Origin of the sequence: Aromatoleum toluolicum (genome assembly GCF_012911005.2) — a bacterium.
In the GTDB taxonomy this organism is placed as follows: domain Bacteria; phylum Pseudomonadota; class Gammaproteobacteria; order Burkholderiales; family Rhodocyclaceae; genus Aromatoleum; species Aromatoleum toluolicum.
Genome location: NZ_WTVS01000045.1, coordinates 19,978 through 39,373, shown reverse-complemented (window position 1 = coordinate 39,373; position 19,396 = coordinate 19,978). Strand labels below are relative to the sequence as shown.

21 protein-coding genes and 1 pseudogene are annotated in these 19,396 nt (G+C 64.2%); 19 read left to right on the top strand and 3 right to left on the bottom strand.

Going from position 1 to position 19,396, the window contains the following annotated elements; all coding sequences use genetic code 11:
• The first annotated feature begins 2 nt into the window (after positions 1-2).
• From GPA27_RS19135 to GPA27_RS29520, 4 genes and pseudogenes are all read left to right on the top strand, one after another.
• On the top strand, positions 3-812 hold the full coding sequence (locus tag GPA27_RS19135; RefSeq protein WP_169142082.1) for a shikimate dehydrogenase family protein: 810 nt from the start codon (positions 3-5) through the stop codon (positions 810-812).
• Positions 809-2,209, top strand: coding sequence for an FAD-binding oxidoreductase (locus tag GPA27_RS19130; protein ID WP_169142081.1), 1,401 nt, complete (start codon positions 809-811; stop codon positions 2,207-2,209). Before GPA27_RS19135 ends, GPA27_RS19130 begins: the two co-directional genes overlap by 4 nt.
• 7 nt (positions 2,210-2,216) lie before the next feature.
• Positions 2,217-3,034, top strand: a pseudogene (locus GPA27_RS29525) (GMC family oxidoreductase); the annotation flags it as partial.
• A gap of 69 nt (positions 3,035-3,103) precedes the next feature.
• On the top strand, positions 3,104-3,814 hold the full coding sequence (locus GPA27_RS29520; protein ID WP_373322782.1) for a GMC family oxidoreductase: 711 nt from the start codon (positions 3,104-3,106) through the stop codon (positions 3,812-3,814).
• 34 nt (positions 3,815-3,848) lie between these two features.
• Here the strand turns inward: GPA27_RS29520 and GPA27_RS19115 are convergent, their stop codons facing one another.
• The gene (locus GPA27_RS19115) at positions 3,849-4,874 is read right to left on the bottom strand and encodes a LacI family DNA-binding transcriptional regulator (RefSeq protein WP_169142080.1); all 1,026 of its coding nucleotides are present in this window, start codon (positions 4,872-4,874) and stop codon (positions 3,849-3,851) included.
• A 253-nt stretch (positions 4,875-5,127) separates the two neighbouring features.
• Here GPA27_RS19115 and GPA27_RS19110 point away from each other — a divergent pair, with 253 nt between their 5' ends.
• The 15 genes from GPA27_RS19110 to GPA27_RS19040 all read left to right on the top strand — a co-directional run bounded on the left by GPA27_RS19110 (position 5,128) and on the right by GPA27_RS19040 (position 18,263).
• A complete protein-coding gene (locus GPA27_RS19110) occupies positions 5,128-6,342 on the top strand; it encodes an ABC transporter substrate-binding protein (RefSeq protein WP_211165102.1) in 1,215 nt (404 codons plus the stop codon).
• A gap of 66 nt (positions 6,343-6,408) precedes the next feature.
• Entirely contained in the window at positions 6,409-7,281 is an 873-nt protein-coding gene (locus tag GPA27_RS19105; protein ID WP_169142079.1) for a branched-chain amino acid ABC transporter permease, read from the top strand.
• 14 nt (positions 7,282-7,295) lie between these two features.
• Positions 7,296-9,173 carry a branched-chain amino acid ABC transporter ATP-binding protein/permease gene (locus GPA27_RS19100; protein WP_169142078.1) on the top strand — a complete coding sequence of 626 codons (1,878 nt, stop codon included), beginning with the start codon at positions 7,296-7,298 and terminating at the stop codon, positions 9,171-9,173.
• Positions 9,157-9,861 carry an ABC transporter ATP-binding protein gene (locus GPA27_RS19095; RefSeq protein ID WP_169142077.1) on the top strand — a complete coding sequence of 235 codons (705 nt, stop codon included), beginning with the start codon at positions 9,157-9,159 and terminating at the stop codon, positions 9,859-9,861. The genes GPA27_RS19100 and GPA27_RS19095 overlap by 17 nt, the downstream gene beginning before the upstream one ends.
• A 64-nt stretch (positions 9,862-9,925) precedes the next feature.
• Entirely contained in the window at positions 9,926-10,927 is a 1,002-nt protein-coding gene (locus GPA27_RS19090) for an NAD(P)H-quinone oxidoreductase (RefSeq protein ID WP_246261257.1), read from the top strand.
• Entirely contained in the window at positions 10,914-11,678 is a 765-nt protein-coding gene (locus GPA27_RS19085; RefSeq protein ID WP_169142075.1) for an SDR family oxidoreductase, read from the top strand. The genes GPA27_RS19090 and GPA27_RS19085 overlap by 14 nt, the downstream gene beginning before the upstream one ends.
• Before the next feature lie 14 nt (positions 11,679-11,692).
• Positions 11,693-12,703, top strand: a complete 1,011-nt coding sequence (gene hemB / locus GPA27_RS19080) for a porphobilinogen synthase (protein ID WP_169142074.1) — start codon at positions 11,693-11,695, stop codon at positions 12,701-12,703.
• A gap of 66 nt (positions 12,704-12,769) precedes the next feature.
• The gene (locus tag GPA27_RS19075; RefSeq protein WP_169142073.1) at positions 12,770-13,375 is read left to right on the top strand and encodes a hemerythrin domain-containing protein; all 606 of its coding nucleotides are present in this window, start codon (positions 12,770-12,772) and stop codon (positions 13,373-13,375) included.
• A 27-nt stretch (positions 13,376-13,402) separates the two neighbouring features.
• Complete coding sequence (locus tag GPA27_RS19070) at positions 13,403-14,176, top strand: electron transfer flavoprotein subunit beta/FixA family protein (RefSeq protein ID WP_169142072.1); 774 nt, start codon at positions 13,403-13,405, stop codon at positions 14,174-14,176.
• 2 nt (positions 14,177-14,178) lie between these two features.
• Entirely contained in the window at positions 14,179-15,135 is a 957-nt protein-coding gene (locus GPA27_RS19065) for an electron transfer flavoprotein subunit alpha/FixB family protein (protein ID WP_169142071.1), read from the top strand.
• Positions 15,136-15,378: 243 nt separating this feature from the next.
• The gene (locus tag GPA27_RS19060) at positions 15,379-15,696 is read left to right on the top strand and encodes a DUF5710 domain-containing protein (protein WP_169142070.1); all 318 of its coding nucleotides are present in this window, start codon (positions 15,379-15,381) and stop codon (positions 15,694-15,696) included.
• Between the two features lie 11 nt (positions 15,697-15,707).
• Positions 15,708-16,319, top strand: coding sequence for a 3'-5' exonuclease (locus tag GPA27_RS19055; RefSeq protein ID WP_169142069.1), 612 nt, complete (start codon positions 15,708-15,710; stop codon positions 16,317-16,319).
• A gap of 138 nt (positions 16,320-16,457) precedes the next feature.
• The gene (locus tag GPA27_RS19050; RefSeq protein ID WP_169142068.1) at positions 16,458-16,859 is read left to right on the top strand and encodes an FKBP-type peptidyl-prolyl cis-trans isomerase; all 402 of its coding nucleotides are present in this window, start codon (positions 16,458-16,460) and stop codon (positions 16,857-16,859) included.
• An 80-nt stretch (positions 16,860-16,939) separates the two neighbouring features.
• Positions 16,940-17,587: a HugZ family pyridoxamine 5'-phosphate oxidase gene (locus tag GPA27_RS19045; protein ID WP_169142067.1), complete on the top strand. Its 648-nt coding sequence runs from the start codon at positions 16,940-16,942 to the stop codon at positions 17,585-17,587.
• Positions 17,588-17,636: 49 nt separating this feature from the next.
• Positions 17,637-18,263, top strand: a complete 627-nt coding sequence (locus GPA27_RS19040; protein WP_169142066.1) for a LysE family translocator — start codon at positions 17,637-17,639, stop codon at positions 18,261-18,263.
• 12 nt (positions 18,264-18,275) lie between these two features.
• On the opposite strand, the gene GPA27_RS19035 is transcribed toward GPA27_RS19040, so the two are convergent.
• Together GPA27_RS19035 and GPA27_RS19030 are read right to left on the bottom strand one after the other, a co-directional pair.
• Positions 18,276-18,596: a heavy metal-binding domain-containing protein gene (locus tag GPA27_RS19035; protein ID WP_169142065.1), complete on the bottom strand. Its 321-nt coding sequence runs from the start codon at positions 18,594-18,596 to the stop codon at positions 18,276-18,278.
• Positions 18,597-18,645: 49 nt separating this feature from the next.
• Positions 18,646-19,389 (bottom strand): SDR family oxidoreductase, encoded by a 744-nt coding sequence (locus GPA27_RS19030; protein ID WP_169142064.1) that lies wholly within the window; start codon positions 19,387-19,389, stop codon positions 18,646-18,648.
• Positions 19,390-19,396: the final 7 nt, after the last annotated feature.

Sequence of the window (19,396 nt, the reverse complement as noted above, 5' to 3'; positions counted from 1 at the left end):
CCATGAACGAGATCACTGGAACGACCCGAATCTGCGCCATTCTTGCCGACCCGATCCATCACGTGAAAACCCCTCAGGGGATCAATCGTCTGCTGCAACTGCGCGGGGTCGATAGCGTGATGGTGCCGATTCATGTCACCGCCGGAGACCTTGCGTCGGTGGTGGCCGGCCTGCGGGGGATGAATAACCTGGACGGCTTCGTTGTGACCGTGCCGCACAAGACCGCGATGGTGGCGCTGTGCGACGAGGTGTCACCGGCTGCGGCGCGAATTGGAGCGGTCAACGTGGTACGGAGAAGTCCGGACGGCCGCCTGATTGGCGAGATTCTGGACGGTGAAGGCTTTATCGCCGGGTTGCGTCGGGAGGGAATTGACCCCGCGGGACGCAGCGCGTATCTCGCCGGAGCCGGCGGGGCGGCCAACGCGATCGCGTTTGCCCTGGCGAAGGCCGGTGTGGCGCGGCTGACCGTCGCCAACCGCACGCTTGCAAAGGCCACCGACCTCGTCGACCGCCTCGCTGCGGCCTACCCGCTCCTGCCGCTTGCCGTCGGCACGGGCGATCCGACAGGGCATGACATTGTCGTCAATGGAACCTCGCTGGGGCTGCGCCCGGGGGATGCATTGCCGTGCGATGCGCAACACCTGGAAGCGAACCAGATCGTCGCGGAAATCATCATGCAGCCGGCCGACACGCCATTGCTGCTGGCTGCCAGGCGGCAGGGCTGCCGCATTCACTACGGTGCGCCGATGCTCGCGTGCCAGATCGAGCTGATGGCGGCATTCATGGGAATCGCCGAGGCGGCGGGGGCATGATGGAAGACTTCTCGATTGAAGCATTGCGCCGCGTTGTCGGCGAGCGTGGCGTCATCACCGACGAGGCCGATCTGGCGCCGTTCTGCACTGATTGGCGAGGCATGTTCAAGGGCAGGGCACGGTGTGCGGTGTTGCCGCGCTGCACGGCGGAGGTTGCGGCGGTGGTGCGACTGTGCGCCGCGGCCGGTGTGCCGATCGTTCCGCATGGCGGCAACACCGGCCTTTCGGGAGGGGCGACGCCTGACGCCAGCGGTGAGCAGGTGATCCTGTCACTGTCACGCATGTCGGCGATTCGCAGTCTTGACGTCATCGGCGAGACGATGGAAGTCGAAGCCGGCTGCATCCTGCAGGTCGCCCAGGAGGCGGCGGCCGACGCGGGGCTGCTGTTACCGATTACCCTTGCTGCCGAAGGTTCGGCACGGATAGGCGGCATCCTGTCGACCAATGCCGGGGGCACCAATGTGCTGCGCTATGGCATGGCGCGCGGGCGGGTGCTCGGGCTGGAGGTGGTGACGGCCGATGGCACGATCGTCAGCGGTTTGCGACAGTTGCGCAAGGACAATGCGGGCTACGACTGGAAGCAGCTGTTCATCGGTACCGAAGGCACGCTGGGCATCGTTACCGCGGCGGTGCTGCAGCTTGCGCCGAAGTCGCGGCACCGGGTGACGGCGCTGCTGGCGGTGCCATCCGCGGACGATGCGCTGGCGGTCCTGCGTCTGGCACGCCAGGCGATCGGCGAGACGCTGAATGCGTTCGAGCTGATGGCGGGGCCCGCACTCGAGCTTGTTGCACGCCATGTCGGACTGACCACGCCCCTGGCCCCGGCTCCGTGGTACGTGTTGCTGGAGGCCAGTTCCTCGCTGCCGTCGCTCCGTGATGCTGTGGAGGAGATGTTGGCTGACGTCCTTGAGCGCGGCGCGGCGAGCGACGGAGTGATCGCCGAGTCCGAGAAACAAGAGCGTGAGTTGTGGCACCTTCGCGAATCGATCACCGAGGCGGAAGCGCGCGCGGGGCGTTCGATCAAGCACGACGTGTCGGTTCCGATCGCGCTCATTCCGGCCTTTCTGCGAGTCGCCGACGAGGCGGTGATGAAAGCGTTTCCCCAGGCGCGCATCAACGCATTCGGCCATGCCGGTGACGGCAATATCCACTACAACGTGATCATTCCGCCTGACGCTGACAGTCAGGTCCTGAATCGCCTCGTCCATGACCTTGTCGTCGCCCATGGTGGAAGCATTTCAGCGGAACACGGAATCGGCCAGTACCGGGTCGATGAGTTACACCGCTGTCGGTCGGCTCCGGAACTCGAGCTGGCCCGGCGCATCAAGCTTGCCCTCGACCCGGCCGGGTTGATGAATCCGGGCAAGGTACTTCCTCAAACAATTGTCACCCGGTGACGGTGCCATGGACCAATTTGACTACATCATCGTCGGCGGCGGGACTGCCGGCTGCATTCTGGCCAACCGTTTGACCGCATCGGGGCGCTTCCGCGTCTTGATGCTCGAAGCCGGTGGCGAGGCACGCAGCATGTGGATTCCCATCCCGGCTGGCTTCAGCAAGCTGCTGACCAATCGCAAATTCAACTGGTGCTTCGAGACCGAACCCGAGGACAACACGCTGCGCCGCAAGATCGCCGTGCCACGTGGCAAGGGCCTCGGCGGATCGACCCTGATCAACGGGATGATCTACGCCCGTGGTCAGCCCGAGGACTATGATTCATGGGAGCAGGCCGGGGCCCGTGGGTGGGGGCGCGCGACGTCGAGCCGTATTTCAGGAAGCTCGAAAGCTACCAGGAAGGCGACGAGCGGCGAGGCCATGACGGTCCGATGAATCTGTCACGCGTGGATGAGCGCTTTCCGATCGCCGATGCCTTCCTGCACGCTGCGCGTGAAGACGGGCATGCTCTGAACGAGGATTACAACGCCGGCCGGCAGGACGGTTTTGGCTACTATCAGGTCGCCCAGCACCGTGGCCGCCGCTGGAGTGTCGTCGATGGCTACCTGAAGCCGGCACGCCGGCGTGGCAATCTGTGCATCGTGACCAATGCCCATGTGCTTCGCTTGAATCTTGACGGGCGGCGTTGTGTCGGCGTGACCTATCGCGTGGGTGAGCGGGAAGTCACGGTGCAGGCGAAGGTCGAGGTGGTCATGGCCGCCGGTGCGGTCCAGACGCCGCAAATTCTCGAGCTCTCCGGCATCGGCAGGCCTGCGTTGCTGCAATCATTGGGGATTCCGGTGCTGCACCCGCTCGCTGGCGTCGGCGAGAACTACATCGACCATTTCGCGACGCGAATGAACTGGCGCGTTAGGAATACCGTGACGCTGAACGAGATGGCGCGTGGATGGCGCCTTGCGCTGGCGGTGGCCGAATATTTCACTCGCCGTACGGGCATCCTGACGCTGGGGACCGGCCTGGTGCACGGGTTCGTGCGGACTCGGCCCGATCTGCCGACGCCCGACGTGCAGTACTTCTTCGTGCATGCGAGTTACGCCAACGCGGCGGAGCGGATCCTCGACCGGGCCCCCGGCATGACGATCGGCGTGACCCAATTGCGCCCCGAGTCGGTCGGCAGCATTCACGCCCGCTCGGCCGACCCTCACGCGGGGCCGGTGATCCGCCCGAACTTCCTCGCTTCAGAGGTCGACCAGCAGTGTATGGTGCGCGGCATGGAGATTGCACGACGCATCGTCGGGCGGCCGGCGCTGCGAAAGTACATCGAGCATGAGATGAGTCCCGGCAGCGACGTCGTCAGCGATGCCGACTGGGTCGAGTTTGCGCGTGCGAACGGCCAGACGATCTATCACCCGATCGGCACGTGCCGCATGGGAGAAGACGACGATGCCGTGGTCGACCTGCGCCTGCGCGTGCGCGGGCTCGCCGGACTACGCGTCGTCGATGCCTCGGTGATGCCCAAAATGGTTTCCGGGAACACCCAGGCGGCCGTGATGATGGTGGCCGAGAAGGCGGCGGACCTGATTCTGGAGGATGCCAGCCGCGGCTGAATCGCGCGCCGCACCTCGCCGCGCCCTCGCCGGCTTACTGTGCCGGCGGTGCGGCGAGGCTTTCGCGCTCGACGATCTGCGTCAACAGCAGGGGTTCATCTCCCTGCGGCCGATCTTCGATCAGCGCGACGATCTTGTGGGCGGTGTGCACCCCGATCTCGGTGATCGGTACCCGCACCGTCGTGAGGGGGGGCGTCGCGATGCGGGCGAATTCGATATCGTCGAAGCCGGTTACGGAGAGGGTTTTCGGCACCTCGATGCCCCGCAGCCTGCATTCGTGCAGTGCGCCAATGGCGTGCAGGTCGGTGCCGCACATCAGCGCCGTCGGCCGGTCAGCTGATTGCCATAGCTTGGCAATCACCTCACTCCCGCCTTCGAGTGAGAACGGTGCTTCGATGATCCAGTGGGGTGGCACCTCCAGTCCCGCTTCGCGGATCGCCGCGAGTGTGCCCGCGATTCGAGCGCGGGCGCGTTCGTTGTGGATGGTCGGCCCGCCACACAGCGCGATGCGCGTGTGGCCTATCGCGAGGACGCGCTTCGCCATCTCGTACGCGGCAACGTGATTCGAGAAGCCGACCTTGTGCTGATAGTCGCTCTCATCGACCGACCACGTCAGGACATAAGGGAGATTGCGCTGGCGGATCAGCCGGAACACTTCTTCATCGTGGTCCGCGCCGACGAGGATGATGCCGTCGATGCTGTTCTCGACAATCGCTCGCACCACGTTGATCTCGCGCTCGACGCTGTATTCATGGCTGCCAATGACGAGTTGGTAGCCCACGCTGGACAAGGTCTGCTGCAGCGAGTCGACCGAGTTGGCGTACGTCGGGTTTTTCAGCGTCGGATAGATCGCCGCAATCGTGTGTGTTTTGCGCGATGCCAGGGCCCTGGCGGCACCATTGCGCACATAGCCAAGTTGTGACACGGCGGTCATGACCTTGGTCAGCGTCTTTGGCTTCACGGCTTCAGGTATCGACAGCGCGCGCGACGCACTGCCCAACGAGACGCCTGCGAGACGTGCAACATCTTCCAGGGTGGCGGGTCTGGTCTGTTTTGGCATTGCCTTGTTCAGCTGGGTGTGTGGATGTCCACTGTGTATGAGTAACGCTGTTACGTTGCCGCGGAGATGCCTTCATCTACGCTGTGATGATAGCCCGGAAAATTTGTTAACGGCATCGAATTAAAAAAATGAAGCGCTTCAAAAAAAGGTGTGCTAATCTCTTTATACGTTGAAGCACATGCAAGTTGCAACTATAAAGCGCTTCAATTAATGAGTGTCGCGAACATCGTGAAATCGTGAGGAGGAGACGTTTATGAAAACATTCGCACGGAAGTGTCTGTCGCTGTGTGCCGGCTTCGGCATGTCGCTGATTGCGGCCGGTTCGGTTGCTGCCGCCGACCTCAAGGTGGGTGCGTTATACCCGTTCAGTGGCGGCCTGGCGCTCCTCGGCAATGAGAGCTACCGCGGTCTTGAACTGGCGGTCGAGGAGCGCAACGCCGCCGGCGGCATCAACGGGCAGAAGATCGCGCTGGTGAAGGCGGATGCCGTGGATGCGAACCAGGCGGTCGGCGAGGCGCGCCGGCTGACTTCGGTCGAAGGGGTCTCGGCGATCTTCGGCAGCTATTCTTCGGCGCTCGCCTTTGCGGCCACACAGGTTACCGAACTGGCGGGCGTGCCCTACTTTGAACTCGGTGCGGTCTCCGACTCCGTAACCGGACGCGGTTACAAGTATGTGTTCCGCAGCAACCCGACCGCGAAGAACTTCGCGGAGGGGATGGTGGATGCGGTGACGCACGTCATTGCGCCGGCCCTGAAGGTCGATCCGAAATCGCTGAAGATCGCGATCATCCATGAGGACAGCCTCTACGGCACGACCATTTCCGGATTCCAGAAGGAGAAGGCGGCCCGCGACGGGCTGAACGTCGTCGAGATCCTGCCGTATTCGGCGAAGACCGTCGATCTGTCTTCCCTGATCCTGCGGCTAAAAGGGGCGAAGGCCGACGTTGTTATGCAGACCTCCTACCAGAACGACACGATCCTGTTCTTCAATCAGGCCAAGGCGGCCGGCTTCAAGCCGAAGGCCTTGATCGGCGCCGGTGGCGGCTACTCGATGGCGGATACCGCGACAGCTTTGGGCGAAACCCTCAACGGTGCGTTCAACGTCGACTTCACCCAGTATGAAACGCGTGAGGAAGGCGCGCCGGGCCTGAAGAGTTTCGTCGCCTTGTACACCAAGCGCTATGGCACCGCGCCGCGCTCGGGCCATAGCCTGACGAATTACGTCGGCGCGAAGGCATTCCTGGATGTGCTGGCTGCCGCAGGCTCGACCGACAAGGACAAGATCCGCGGGGCCGTCATGGCCTACAAGAAACCCGTTGGCTCAACGGCAAGCGGCTGGGGTTTCGAGTTTGGCGAGGACGGACAGAATCGCCAGGCCAAGGCCAACCTGATGCAGTGGCAGAACGGCAAGCTGGTCACGGTATTCCCGAAGGAAGTGGCTGTCAGCGAGCCGGTGGTCGGCCGCTGACCGGATAAACCCAGGTTTCGACGTATCGACGGGCTTCCGGTCGATACGTCGGGACAAGGAGCCGAAATGGATATCTTCCTTCAATTGATCGTAAATGGCCTGTTGCTCGGTGGTGCCTACGCGATCATCAGCATCGGCCTGACCCTGATTTTCGGCGTCGTACGCGTCGTCAACTTTGCGCACGGCGAGCTGTTGATGATCGGGATGTACGCGGTGTTCCTGGCGTCGCAGCAACTCGGCTGGCATCCGTATGTTTCCGCCATTCCGGTCGCCCTGATGCTGTTCGTGACCGGCGCAGTGATTCAGCGCTTCGTCATTCAGCCGCTGCTCAAGGCGGATCCGCACATTCAGATCTTTGCGACCGTTGGCGTCTCCACGGCCCTCCTCAATCTGGGGCTGCTGATTTTCGGTGCGGACGTCAGACAGATCTCGCCGGGATTCGGTGCGGAGAGTTTTCAGCTGGGAGAGCTGAGTATCGTCAGCGGCCAGCTGGTGACCTTCCTGATGGCTATCGCACTGGTCGGCGGCCTGCACGTGTTCCTGCAGCGCACTTACGTCGGGCGGGCCTTTCGCGCGGTGTCGCAGCACCGCTATGCGGCCAGCCTGATGGGCGTGAATGTCGACCGCATGTACGTCTACGCATTCGGGCTCGGGGCGGCATGCGTTGGTCTTGCTGCGGCCCTGCTGTCGACGCAGTACCCGGTGTTCCCCACCGTTGGCAGCTATTTCACGCTGACGGCATTTGTCGTCGTCGTGCTCGGCGGCATGGGGAGCCTTTACGGCGCGTTGATCGGTGCCCTGCTGATCGGTCTGGTCGACAGCCTTGCGGGTTACTACATCTCGCCCGACCTGAAAGAGGTCGTCTATTTCGTCATCTTCATCCTCATTCTCGTGGTTCGCCCGACCGGTCTGCTTGGCCTGGGGCGCGGATCGGAATAACAGGAGTGCGCACAATGATTCCGAATCTGCGTCACCCACGAACGTACGTGAGCCTGCTGGTGTTGTCGTTGCTGGTGCTCGTGCCGCTGGCGTTCAACTCCCCGTTCGTCTATCACCTGTTCGTCCTGATCTGTGTCTACGGTGCGCTGGCGACGGCATGGAACCTGGTCGGCGGCTATGCCGGACAGATGTCGCTGGGCCATGCCGTGTTTTACGGTGTAGGCAGCTACACGGCCGTGCTGATGACCATCAATTTCGGCGTGTCGCCGTGGATCGGCATGTTCGTGGGTGCTGCCGTGTCGGCCGTGCTTGCGGTTGCGATCAGCTATCCGACCCTCCGGCTGCGCGGACCGTTCTTCGCACTGGTGACGATTGCGATGCTCGAGGTGGTCAAGCTGCTGGTGGTCCACCAAGGCAACTGGACCGGCGGCTCGGCGGGACTCAGTGTGCCGCTGAACATCGGCCTGCCGTGGATGATCTTTCGCGAGAAGCTGCCCTACCTGCTGATCGCGTTCGGATTCCTGCTCGCCACCTTGTGGGTCGCATGGTACGTACGCCAGTCGCGTCTCGGCTTCTACCTCGTTGCCGTGCGCGAGCGTGAGGATGCCGCCCAGGCGGTAGGCGTCAATACGACACGCGTGAAAATCATTGCTGCCGTGATCTCCGCAATCCTCACCAGCATGGTGGGCAGCTTCCACGCGATGTATCTCACCTTCATCGAACCATCGGCCGCCTTTTCGCTTGAGCTCTCGATCCAGGTTGCGATGTTCGCCCTGATTGGCGGACTTGGCAGTGTGGCGGGCCCGCTGGCGGGTACCGTGCTGGTGCTGCCGGTCGCGGAACTTGCACGCGGTTGGTTGAGCAGCCTCGGTAGCGGGACGCACGGCTTCATTTATGGCGTCATCCTCGTGGTGGTTGTGCTGACCATGCCGCGAGGTATCGTCGGCCAGTTCGGCAACCGTGTCCGGGGACTCGTCGACCGCCTGCCTCGGTTGGGGACGATCACCGAGCCCAAGGTGACGTCGCAGCTGCACCACGTTGCGCGGCCGCCGCAGGGCGAGCCGATCCTGAAGGCCGAACATCTCAAGAAGAATTTCGGCGGACTGAAGGCGACCGACGACGTGTCACTGACGCTGCATTCGGGCGAAATCCTCGGCGTCATCGGGCCCAACGGTGCGGGCAAGACGACGGTGTTCAATCAGCTGTCAGGTTTCATCCGGCCCGACAGCGGTTCGGTGACGATTGCTGGCGATGGTGGCGGGTGGCTTAGCCCGGCCTCACCGAATGCGTTTGCCCGTGCAGGCGTGGGCCGCACGTTCCAGATCGCGCAGCCGTTCTCCGGCCTCAGCGTGCTGGAGAACATCATGCTCGGCGCCTTCATGCACACAAAGAGCCGCGCCGAGGCCGAGCAGATTGCCCGCGAGGTGGCCGATCTGACCGACCTGAGCGCGTTGCTCGGAACCGAAGCGAAGAGCATGACCGTCGGCGGCCTGAAGCGCCTCGAGGTCGCACGGGCGCTCGCGACCCGGCCGAAGGTGCTGCTCCTCGACGAAGTCATGGCCGGGCTGAATCCGTCCGACGTCGAGAAGGCCATTGCGATGGTACGCAGGATTCGCGACTCGGGTGTTTCGGTGCTCCTCATCGAGCACCTGATGCAGGCGACGATGGCGTTGTCCGATCGCATCCTGGTGATCCACACCGGCCAGGTGCTGACGAGCGGCAGTCCGCAGGAGGTCGTGACCAATACCGAAGTCATCCAGGCGTATCTCGGCAAGGGCTATGAAAGCGCAAAGCCCGGGGCGGGCGGTAGCGAACGGCAGGATCGGGCGACGAAGACCGACGCCATCCGTGTGCAAGACGGCAAGGGGTATCAAAGTGCTCAAAGTGCATGATCTGAGGGCCGGCTACGGCAAAAGCGAAGTGCTTCGCGGCATCTCGTTCGAAGTGAATCGAGGCGAGGTCGTCACCATCGTCGGTGTCAATGGTGCGGGCAAGAGCACGACGTTGAAGACGCTGTGCGGCGTCGTGCGTGCACAAAGCGGCCGCATCACCTTCGATGGTGCCGATATCTCGAATCGCCCCGCCAACGAGATCGTCGAGCGGGGACTGACGATGATCCCCGAAGGCCGGCAACTGTTCCCGTTCCTGACGGTCAAGGACAACCTGCTGATGGGCGCCTACAAGAAGGCAGCCCGCTCGACGGTCGCAAAGCGGTACGAGGAAGTGCTCGAGATGTTTCCGCGCGTGCGCGAGCGACTGGCGCAACACGCCGGCTCGCTGTCGGGAGGCGAGCAGCAGATGGTTGCCATCGCGCGCGGCATGATGGCTTCCCCGAAACTGTTGATCTTCGACGAGCCCTCGCTGGGCCTGTCGCCGCTGCTGGTCGAGATGATGTTCGAGATCATCGAGAAGATCACGGCGCAGGGCATCACCGTGTTGATCGTCGAACAGAACGTGTTCCACACGCTGAAGCTCGCCGACCGCGGCTACGTTCTCGAGAACGGAGAAATCTCGCTGAGTGGCACCGGTCAGGAGTTGCTCGACAGCGACCACGTCAGACGAGCCTACCTCGGCATGTAGGCGATCCCGGGCCGCCGGCGGTGTTGCCGGCGCGGCCTGGCCAATGAATTCAGGAGATGTTGCCTTGAAACGAATCGATCATGGTTCGGGCGGCGCCGCGGACGTGCTCCGCGTCGTCGATGATGTGTGTCCGTCACCCGCCGCTGGCCAGGTGTTGATCGAGGTGCATTACGCCGGCGTCAATCGCCCCGACGTGCTGCAGCGTTCCGGATCGTATCCGCCGCCGACGGGCGCCTCGCCGTGGCTTGGGCTCGAGGTGTCGGGTGTCATCGTTGCCGTCGGTGAGGGCGTCACACGGTGGAGGCCGGGCGATGCCGTGTGTGCGCTCACGCCGGGCGGTGGCTACGCCGAGTTCTGTGTCACCGATGCGCGCCACTGCCTGCCGATTCCGACGGGAGTGACAATGTTGCAGGCCGCCGCGCTGCCCGAAAACTACTTCACCGTGTGGGCGAACGTGTTCGACCGCGCTGGTCTGGATGCGGGCATGTCCCTGCTGGTCCATGGCGGATCGAGCGGCATCGGCCTGACGGCGATCCAGCTGGGGAATGCCTTCGGTGCAACGGTTTATGCCACCGCCGGGAGCGGGGAAAAACTGCAGGCCTGCGTCGCGGCAGGCGCGACGCGGGCGATCAATTACCGCAGCGAGGATTTTGCCGCGGTCATCGCGCGCGAAACCTCCGGCCGCGGTGTCGATGTCGTCCTCGACATGGTCGGAGCCCCCTACGTCGAAAGGAATCTCCGCTGCCTCGCGCTGGAGGGGTGCCTGCTCCAGATTGCATTCCTCGAGGGCAGTCATTTCGATTTCGATGCGACACCCATCATGTTGCGGCGCCTGACGCTGACCGGTTCGACGCTCCGGGCACGCAGCGACGACCAGAAAGCGGACATCGCACGCCGGCTTGAAGCCGCGGTATGGCCGCTGCTCGAACAAGGCAAGTGCCTGCCGGTCATTCATTCGGTCTTCCCGCTGGCGGACGCGGGAGCCGCGCATGCGCTGATGGAGAGTAGCCGGCATATCGGAAAAATCATGCTTTCAGTAAAGGAACACGCCAATGAGACACGCTGACAGGACCGTACTGGTAACAGGTGGAGGGGGCGGCATCGGCGCCGCGATTGTCGAGCGCTACCTTGACGAAGGAGCGGCCGTGGCAATCGTCGATTTCAATGCGGAAGTCGGTGAGCGTTACGTTGCGGCGCTCGCGGATCGCGGGCACAAAGTGCATTTCGTTGCCGCTGACGTATCCGATTTTGCAGCGTGCGAACGCGCCTGTGCATCGGTCGAGGCAGCGTTGGGGCCGGTTGATATCCTCGTCAACAACGCCGGAATCTCGCCCAAGCACGCTGGTCAGCCGATGCCGATCCATCGTATGGATCCGGCTGAATGGCGCCAGGTCGTAGGCGTGAACCTGCATGGCGCCTTCAATTTCTCCCGCCTGCTGACGGCGGGCATGATCGAGCGCGGTTATGGCCGCATCGTCTCGATGTCCTCGGTCGCCGGCAAGGCTTACCTCGGGGACATCGTCGCCGCGCACTACAGCACGACCAAGGCCGCGCTGATCGGCTTTACGCGGCATCTGGCCGGCGAACTCGGACCGCATGGCATCACGGTTAACGCGCTGGCGCCCGGCAGGATTGCGACCCCGATGGTGCGCACCGTGTCGGAAGCCGCAAATCGCGGTGTCGTCGACATCACTCCGCTGCGTCGCCTCGGCGAACCGTCGGAAGTTGCGGACGTGTGTTGCTACCTTACGTCCCCCCAGGCGAGCTTCGTCACCGGCCAGGTGATCGATGTCGCTGGCGGCTGGCTGATGACCTGAGGCAGGAGATACTCATGGGCAATGAAACCGGCTTTCCCCGCGTGCGGATGCGCCGCATGCGCAGGGACGCATTCTCCCGGCGCATGATGCGCGAATGCCGCTTGAGCGTTGATGACCTCATCTACCCCGTGTTCGTGCTCGACGGGAAGCAGCGCCGCGAACCGATCGTGTCGATGCCGGGGGGCGAGCGGCAAAGCATTGACGGGTTGCTGAAAACCGCCGAGCGTGCCGTGACACTGGGTGTGCCGGCACTTGCGCTGTTTCCGGTGATCGACCCTGTCTTAAAGTCACCTAACGGCGAAGAAGCCTACAACCCGGAAGGGCTTGTGCAGCGCGCGGTGCGGACACTTAAACAGGCGTTTCCCGAACTCGGCGTGATCACGGACGTCGCACTGGATCCTTACACCAGCCATGGCCAGGATGGGCTGATCGAGCCGTCTGACCCGAGACAATATGTCCTCAATGACGAGACGCTCGAGGTGCTGGCGAAACAGGCACTGAGCCATGCGCTAGCCGGTGCGGACATCGTCGCGCCGTCGGACATGATGGACGGCAGGGTGGCGCGAATCCGCGCCGAGCTTGACGGCGCGAACCAGATCCATACCCGGATCATGGCCTACTCGGCCAAGTTCGCCTCGGCCTTCTATGGCCCGTTCCGGGATGCGGTGGGCTCGGCTGCGAACCTCGGCAAAGGCAACAAGGCGACCTACCAGATCGATCCGGCAAACAGCGACGAAGCGTTGCGCGAGGTGATGCTGGATCTGGCCGAAGGCGCGGATATGGTGATGGTGAAGCCGGGATTGCCCTATCTGGATATCGTCCGGCGCGTGAAGGACGAGTGCCGTGCTCCGCTCTATGTCTATCAGGTAAGCGGCGAATACGCGATGCTCAAGGCTGCGGCGCACAACGGATGGCTCGACGAACAGGCGGTCATGCTTGAAAGCCTGCTGGCCTTTAAACGCGCAGGAGCGAACGGGATTCTGACCTATTTCGCGCTCGATGCTGCCGAACTGCTCGCGGACTGACGACCACTATGAAAGCCCCGATGTCCGCAGCCCTGGCCGCGGATGCGACTGCAAACGAGGAATGCCATGAAAAAGACTTCGATTGATCTGATTCTTAACGAGCATCGGGCCTTCGAGTCCGTACTGACGGCGCTGCGTGAATTTGTGGACGGTATCGCCGCAGGTCGCTACACGGCGGACTTTGGACTCCTTGCGGCCATGATCGAATATGTCACTGAGGTTCCGGAGCAGGTACATCATCACAAGGAAGACGAATACCTGTTCGCCCGGCTGCGCCTGCGCGCCCCGGATGCCGGGCCGCTTATTGACGAATTGATGCGGCAGCACGCGCGTGGGCCGAAATTGACCGCCGCGCTGGAACGGGCGCTGATTCATTATCGCAATGCCGAAAAGGCAGGACTCGACGCATTCCACAATAAGGTGAATGAGTATGTCGACTTTCAGTGGCAACACATCCTGAAAGAAGAGCGCGAATTGCTTCCCCTGGCGCAGGAGAGGTTGCTTGCGGATGACTGGGCAATCATTGATGCCGCCTTCCTGACCAACCACAACCCCTGGCGTGGGGTCGAGGACGAGTATGCGGCCTTGTTCGAAAGGATCGTCAGCCTTGCGCCTGCGCCAATCGGCCTTGGCGGCTCCAGCGCGAACCAGGGTTTTCGGACTGCCGACTGAATTGTGAGAACTTCTGGAGGATTAATTTTGAAGATCCTGGTACCCGTCAAACGCGTAGTCGATTACAACGTCAAGGTGCGAGTGAAGGGCGACGGCACGGGCGTGGATATTGCGAACGTGAAGATGTCGATGAACCCCTTCGACGAGATTGCAGTGGAAGAAGCAGTGCGCCTCAAGGAAGCCGGCGTGGCAATGGAAGTCGTGGCGGTGAGCTGCGGGGTTGCGGCCTGCCAGGAGACCATCCGTGCAGCGATGGCGATCGGCGCCGACCGCGGCATCCTGGTCGAGTGTGGCGAACTGAGCGATGTCGAGCTGCAGCCGCTGGCGGTGGCCAAGCTGCTGAAGGCGCTGTGCGACAAGGAGGCCCCGCAGATCGTGATCTGTGGCAAGCAGGCGATAGACGACGACGCCAACCAGACCGGCCAGATGCTCGCCGCGCTGATGGGCTGGCCGCAGGCCACCTTCGCCTCGACGATCACGCTGGCCGGTGACGGGACACAAATGAGAGCCACCGTCACGCGTGAGATCGACGGCGGCCTCGAGACCCTAGAGATGAAGCTTCCGGCGGTCGTCACCACCGATCTGCGTCTGAACGAGCCGCGCTACGCGACGCTGCCCAACATCATGAAGGCGAAGAAGAAGCCGCTCGACATCGTCAAGCCGGCCGACCTCGGTGTCGATGTCACGCCGCGCCTGGCGACGCTGAAAGTCGCCGAGCCCCCGAAGCGCAGTGCCGGCGTGCGCGTGGCGGACGTCGCGCAACTCGTCGACGAGCTCAAGAGCGAAGCGAAGGTGATCTGATCATGGCGATCCTGGTAATTGCAGAACACGACAATCGAACGATCAAGGCCGCGTCGCTCAACACCGTGGCCGCCGCCGCGAAACTGAGTGGTGAGATTCACGTGCTGGTGGCCGGTGCGAACTGCGCCGCCGCCGCGAGTGAAGCCGCGAAGATCGTCGGCGTCGCGAAGGTACGCGTGGCTGATGCCGCGCACTACGAATCGCACACCGCCGAGAACGTCGCCGCGCTCGTCGTCGCCCTCGTTGCCAATGGGGCATCGGGCTACACCCACATCCTCGCGCCGAGCACGGCCAACGGCAAGAACGTCGCCCCACGCGTCGCGGCACTCCTCGATGTGGCACAGATCTCCGACGTCACCAGCATCGAAAGCGCCGACACCTTCGTGCGGCCGATCTATGCCGGCAACGCGATGGCCACCGTCAAATCCGCCGACGCCGTGAAAGTGCTCACCGTGCGCACCACCGCCTTCGAAGCGGCCGCAGTGGTGGCAAATGAGGATGGTGCCGCGACGGTCGACGCACTGGCCGCCGGCCCCGACTTGGGACTCTCGACGATGAAAGGCCGCGAACTCACCAAGAGTGCACGGCCTGAACTCGGTGCCGCGAAGATCATCGTCTCGGGCGGCCGCGGCCTCGGCAACAGCGAGAACTACCACAAGCTGCTGGAGCCGCTCGCCGACGCCCTCGGCGCAGCGCTGGGTGCCTCGCGCGCCGCGGTCGATGCGGGCTATGTGCCCAACGACTGCCAGGTCGGCCAGACCAGCAAGATCGTCGCGCCGCAGCTCTATATCGCGGTCGGTATCTCGGGCGCCATCCAGCACCTGGCGGGCATGAAGGACTCCAAGGTGATCGTCGCGATCAACAAGGATCCGGAAGCGCCAATCTTCCAGGTGGCCGACTACGGTCTGGTCGGCGATCTGTTCGAGGTCGTGCCGGAGCTGGCGAGCGTCCTGCGCTGAATCAAATCGGGCTCGTTGCAGCCCGCATTTCCCCTCCGATGAAGATGTGTCGCTTTCCTGTTTGAACTTCGTCGATTTGCGCTGGCTCGGTGAAGGACGCTTTACCGGGCCGGCATCGCTCTCGTCACTGAAAAACCGGGCGATCTGCCAGACGGCAGGCTCCAGGGGGTGCGTGACTGCAGCGACCAGATCAGCGGTGGCGCACCATATAATGGCCGCCCGTAATCTCGGCGTGGGAGCAAGATGAGGCTGAACCTGAAGGTCCCTTTCGCGGAAAAGGACGAAGCCAAGAAGCTTGGTGCGCGGTGGGATGCTGGGCGAAAAATCTGGTACGTCGAGGGCAAGGAAGACTTGGCCCCGTTTTCCAGATGGTCGCCGACGCCGCACGATGCTTCTGCTGATGACGGGCGGACGCCGAAGAGCGCTTCGGCCAAGAATCAGGACTCGTCCGGCAAGGTCCAGGTCGGCAGTCACTACGTTGAGCATCCTCGGGTGTGTGATTGCCCGCCGTGGGAGGTGTGCGACAAGTGTCGGGCCACGGCCCTGTCCAGCCGGGTTTAGGGGGCGGGAGCATGGAAGTCGTCGCGGTAATCGACTTTGAAACGACCGGACTGTCGCCAGGGCAAGGTGACCGTGCAACGGAAGTTGCGGCAGTGATACTGGAGGACGGCAGGATTGTCGACCGCTACCAGAGCCTGATGAACGGCGGCGTCCGGATTCCGTCCTTCATCGAGTCGCTGACCGGGATCTCCAACGCGATGATTCGGCGGGCGCCGCCGGCGGCGGAGGTCATGCAGGAGGTGGCGGACTTTGTCGGCGACCGTCCGTTGGTGGCCCACAACGCTTCGTTCGACTGCAAATTCTGGGATGCCGAGCTGGCGCGAATCGAGCGAAGCAGGCAGCAGGAGTTCGTCTGCTCGTTGCTGCTGTCGCGCCGCATTTTTCCGCTGGCGCCGAGCCACAAGCTGGGTGCCCTGGTCGAGTACGCAAACCTGCCGGTGGCGGGCCGCTACCACCGGGCTTTGGCCGATGCGGAAATGGCGGCGAGCCTCCTGCTGCGCCTGGAAGATGAGCTGCGTGAACGTCACGAGGTGAATGACGTGTCCGTCCAGCTTCTGCGCCGGATTCAACGCGTGCCGAAGGCGCAGCTGACGAGGTGCATCGCACGTGAGCGGAGTCGCTGACGCCGCCGCGTGCGCAAAGCGAGGCGGAGACGCCGTTTTCGACAATAATTGCGGGATGCGAAAGATCGCGGTCCTCGATCGCGGTCGAGTCGTCCCCTTTGATTGGCTGGAACAGCCAGCCAGGATTGGAGCCACGTGATGCGCCTGTTCTCCGCACTTGTACTTGCCTGTTTCTCGATTGCCGCCCACGCTGCCGGCCCGGCGGCGGAGACCCTTCCGTCCGGCGTGACGGTCGAGCGCTACAAGGAGGGAACGGGCGCCGCGCCGACGAAGACCGACGTCGTGCGCGTGCACTACCAGGGCACGCTCGCGAACGGGCGGGAGTTCGACAGCTCGTACAGCCGCGGGCAGCCGGCGGAATTTCCGGTCAGCGGCGTGATTCCGTGCTGGACCGAGGTGCTGCAGCTGATGAAGCCGGGCGGGGCGGTGCGCATCACCTGCCCGCCGCAGACGGCCTATGGCGCGCGCGGCATCCCCGGGACGATTCCGCCCGACAGCACGCTGACCTTCGTTGTCGAGCTGCTCGAGGTCAGGCGCTAGGCGGGCAGGGCAGCAAATTTTCCGTCGGGAGCAGAAATAGTTCATTGACGCCGGCATGCAGGGGCGACAAAGTGGCAGTCATGAAGATCACCATCGTCCCCGCCATCCACCTGCTGCACGAAGCGGTTCACGCCACGCTGGCGACGCATTCGACGCAGCTCGCGGGCTACCCCTACGCGACGGCGCTGCCCTGTGTCGTGGATGCGGCACAGCGTCCGCTGTTCTGCATCAGCCTGCTCGCCGAGCACACGAAGAACCTGCTCGCGGACCCGCGCGCGAGTCTTTCGGTGGTCGGCACCGAGAACGGCAGCGTCCAGGCCGGGGTGCGCATGACGCTGATCGGCGACGTCGAGCGCTTCGAACCGTCGGCGGAGCTGCTTGCGCGCTATCTGCGCTATCAGCCGGACGCGAAGCAGTACCTCGAGCTCGACTTCGCCTTCTTCCGCCTGCAGCCGAAGCGCATCCGCTACATCGGCGGCCCGGGCAAGATGGGCTGGATCGAGGACGAGCGCTGGGCCGGGCTGCCCGTGCTGGCGGAAGCGGCGGAGGCGGATCTGCTGCATCAACTCGCCGGCAGCGTGCCGGCCGGCACGCATCTGCTCGGAATGGACTGCTTCGGCGTCGATTACGCCGTGAACGGGCAGCGGGCGCGGCAGCGCTTCCCCGAGGTACGCAGCGCCGAGAACCTCGCCGCCACCGCGCCGCGCATCGTGGCCGGGCTGCTGTGAGCGCGGGCGCGTCAGGATCCCGGCCGACGTCTTGGTGGGTGGAACGGCCATGACCTCGGTCGAAACCACCCTCGCATTCTTTGCCGTGTCGGTGCTGCTCGGCGCGGCGCCGGGTCCGGACAACCTGTTCGTGCTGATGCAGTCGGCGATGCGCGGGCGCCGGGCCGGGATGCTGGTCGTGCTGGGGCTGTGCACGGGCCTGCTGGGGCACACCGCGGCGGTCGCCGTGGGCCTTGCGGCGGTGTTCGCGGCGTCGCCGACGGCCTTCACGGTGTTGAAGTTCGTCGGTGCCGGCTATCTGGCGTGGCTCGCATGGCAGGCGCTGAGCGCGCCCGATGGGGGCGATCCGGCCGTCGGCGCGGCGGCGCCGGACGGCTGGCGCATGTATGTGCGCGGCATCGTCATGAACCTGACCAACCCCAAGGTGATCCTGTTCTTCCTCGCCTTCCTGCCGCAGTTCGTCGAAGCGGGCGCGGCGCCGGTGGCGCTGCAGGTGATGTGGCTGGGCTTCGTGTTCATCGTCGCGACGCTGCTGACCTTCGGCGCGATCGCGCTGTTCGCGGCGTCGATCGGGCAGCGCCTGCGCAGTTCGGCGACCGCGCGGCGCGTGCTCAACAAGTCGGCGGGGCTGGTGTTCTTGGGGCTGGCGGCGCGGCTGGTGCTGGCCGAGCGCTGAGCCGTCCGGCGTTCAGGCGATCGTCACGGCGGTGCCGCTGACCGCCACCATCAGCATGCCGTTGGTCTCGCCGAGGACCTCGTAGTCGAGGTCGATGCCGACGATGGCGTTGGCGCCCAGCTTTTCCGCGGCTTCGGCCATTTCCTCGAAGGCGGTGTCGCGCGCCGAGCGCAGCGTCTTCTCGTAGGCGCCCGAGCGCCCGCCGACGAAGTCGCGCACGGCGGCGAACATATCCTTGAGGAAGTTCGCGCCTATGATGGCTTCCCCGGTGACGACGCCGTGGTAGGCGCGGATGGTCTTGCCTTCGACGGTGGGCGTGGTGGTCATCAGCATGGCGTATTCCTGTGAAGTGCTCAGTGGGAAGTGGACAGTGGCGCGGGGCTCAGGGCGCGAGCTGGCGCAGGTCGGCCGTCGCGGCCTGGCCGAATTCGTCGCCGAGCAGGTAGTTCACGAGCCGGAACGCGCATTCGTCGGGGCGGGCGAGGGCGCCGTCGCGTTTGAGCGCCTCGAAGCGCGCGCGCACCGGGAAGCGGTCGTCGGGCGTCGCGCGGATTTCGGCCTGCATCGCGGTATCGACCACGCCGGGGGCGAGGCTGCAGATGCGCAGGCCGGGCATGCCGTCCATCGCGGCAGCGCGCGCGTGCTGGTCGAGCGCGGCCTTGGAGGCGCAATACACGCTCCAGCCGGCATAGGCGCTGCGCGCGGCGCCGCTGGATACGTGCAGGATGCGCCGGTCCGCGACCTCGGTGCTGGCGGCGGTGAAGGCGCTGGCGAGCATCAGCGGGGTCGCGGTGTTGAGTGCGATGGCACGCGCGATCGCTTCCGGCGGCAGGACGTCGAGCTGGCCGACCGGCTGCAGCATGCCGGCGTTGTTGATGAGCAGCGCCTGCGAGCAGTTGGCGAGGAAGCTGCGCAGCGTCTCGCCGCCGAGCCAGTCGGCGACGACGTCGGTGTCGGCGAGGTCGATGCGCACCTGCGAGAGGTCGTCGGGATAGCGCTCGGCGAGGGCGTCGTTCGCGTGCCGCGCCAGTCCCAGCACGGGGATCGTGCGGGCGAGGAGTTCTTCGGCGATCGCGGCGCCGAGTCCCTGGGTGTGTCCGGTGAGGATCGCTTTCATTGTCGTCATGCTCGGG

Bases quoted from the DNA above. Each gene is read 5' to 3' on its own strand.
- GPA27_RS19135 (WP_169142082.1), top strand. From the start codon at position 3: ATGAACGAGATCACTGGAACGACCCGAATCTGCGCCATTCTTGCCGAC.
- GPA27_RS19130 (WP_169142081.1), top strand. From the start codon at position 809: ATGATGGAAGACTTCTCGATTGAAGCATTGCGCCGCGTTGTCGGCGAG.
- GPA27_RS29520 (WP_373322782.1), top strand. From the start codon at position 3,104: ATGAACTGGCGCGTTAGGAATACCGTGACGCTGAACGAGATGGCGCGT.
- GPA27_RS19115 (WP_169142080.1), bottom strand. From the start codon at position 4,874: ATGCCAAAACAGACCAGACCCGCCACCCTGGAAGATGTTGCACGTCTC.
- GPA27_RS19110 (WP_211165102.1), top strand. From the start codon at position 5,128: ATGAAAACATTCGCACGGAAGTGTCTGTCGCTGTGTGCCGGCTTCGGC.
- GPA27_RS19105 (WP_169142079.1), top strand. From the start codon at position 6,409: ATGGATATCTTCCTTCAATTGATCGTAAATGGCCTGTTGCTCGGTGGT.
- GPA27_RS19100 (WP_169142078.1), top strand. From the start codon at position 7,296: ATGATTCCGAATCTGCGTCACCCACGAACGTACGTGAGCCTGCTGGTG.
- GPA27_RS19085 (WP_169142075.1), top strand. From the start codon at position 10,914: ATGAGACACGCTGACAGGACCGTACTGGTAACAGGTGGAGGGGGCGGC.
- hemB (WP_169142074.1), top strand. From the start codon at position 11,693: ATGGGCAATGAAACCGGCTTTCCCCGCGTGCGGATGCGCCGCATGCGC.
- GPA27_RS19075 (WP_169142073.1), top strand. From the start codon at position 12,770: ATGAAAAAGACTTCGATTGATCTGATTCTTAACGAGCATCGGGCCTTC.
- GPA27_RS19065 (WP_169142071.1), top strand. From the start codon at position 14,179: ATGGCGATCCTGGTAATTGCAGAACACGACAATCGAACGATCAAGGCC.
- GPA27_RS19060 (WP_169142070.1), top strand. From the start codon at position 15,379: ATGAGGCTGAACCTGAAGGTCCCTTTCGCGGAAAAGGACGAAGCCAAG.
- GPA27_RS19055 (WP_169142069.1), top strand. From the start codon at position 15,708: ATGGAAGTCGTCGCGGTAATCGACTTTGAAACGACCGGACTGTCGCCA.
- GPA27_RS19050 (WP_169142068.1), top strand. From the start codon at position 16,458: ATGCGCCTGTTCTCCGCACTTGTACTTGCCTGTTTCTCGATTGCCGCC.
- GPA27_RS19045 (WP_169142067.1), top strand. From the start codon at position 16,940: ATGAAGATCACCATCGTCCCCGCCATCCACCTGCTGCACGAAGCGGTT.
- GPA27_RS19040 (WP_169142066.1), top strand. From the start codon at position 17,637: ATGACCTCGGTCGAAACCACCCTCGCATTCTTTGCCGTGTCGGTGCTG.
- GPA27_RS19035 (WP_169142065.1), bottom strand. From the start codon at position 18,596: ATGCTGATGACCACCACGCCCACCGTCGAAGGCAAGACCATCCGCGCC.
- GPA27_RS19030 (WP_169142064.1), bottom strand. From the start codon at position 19,389: ATGACGACAATGAAAGCGATCCTCACCGGACACACCCAGGGACTCGGC.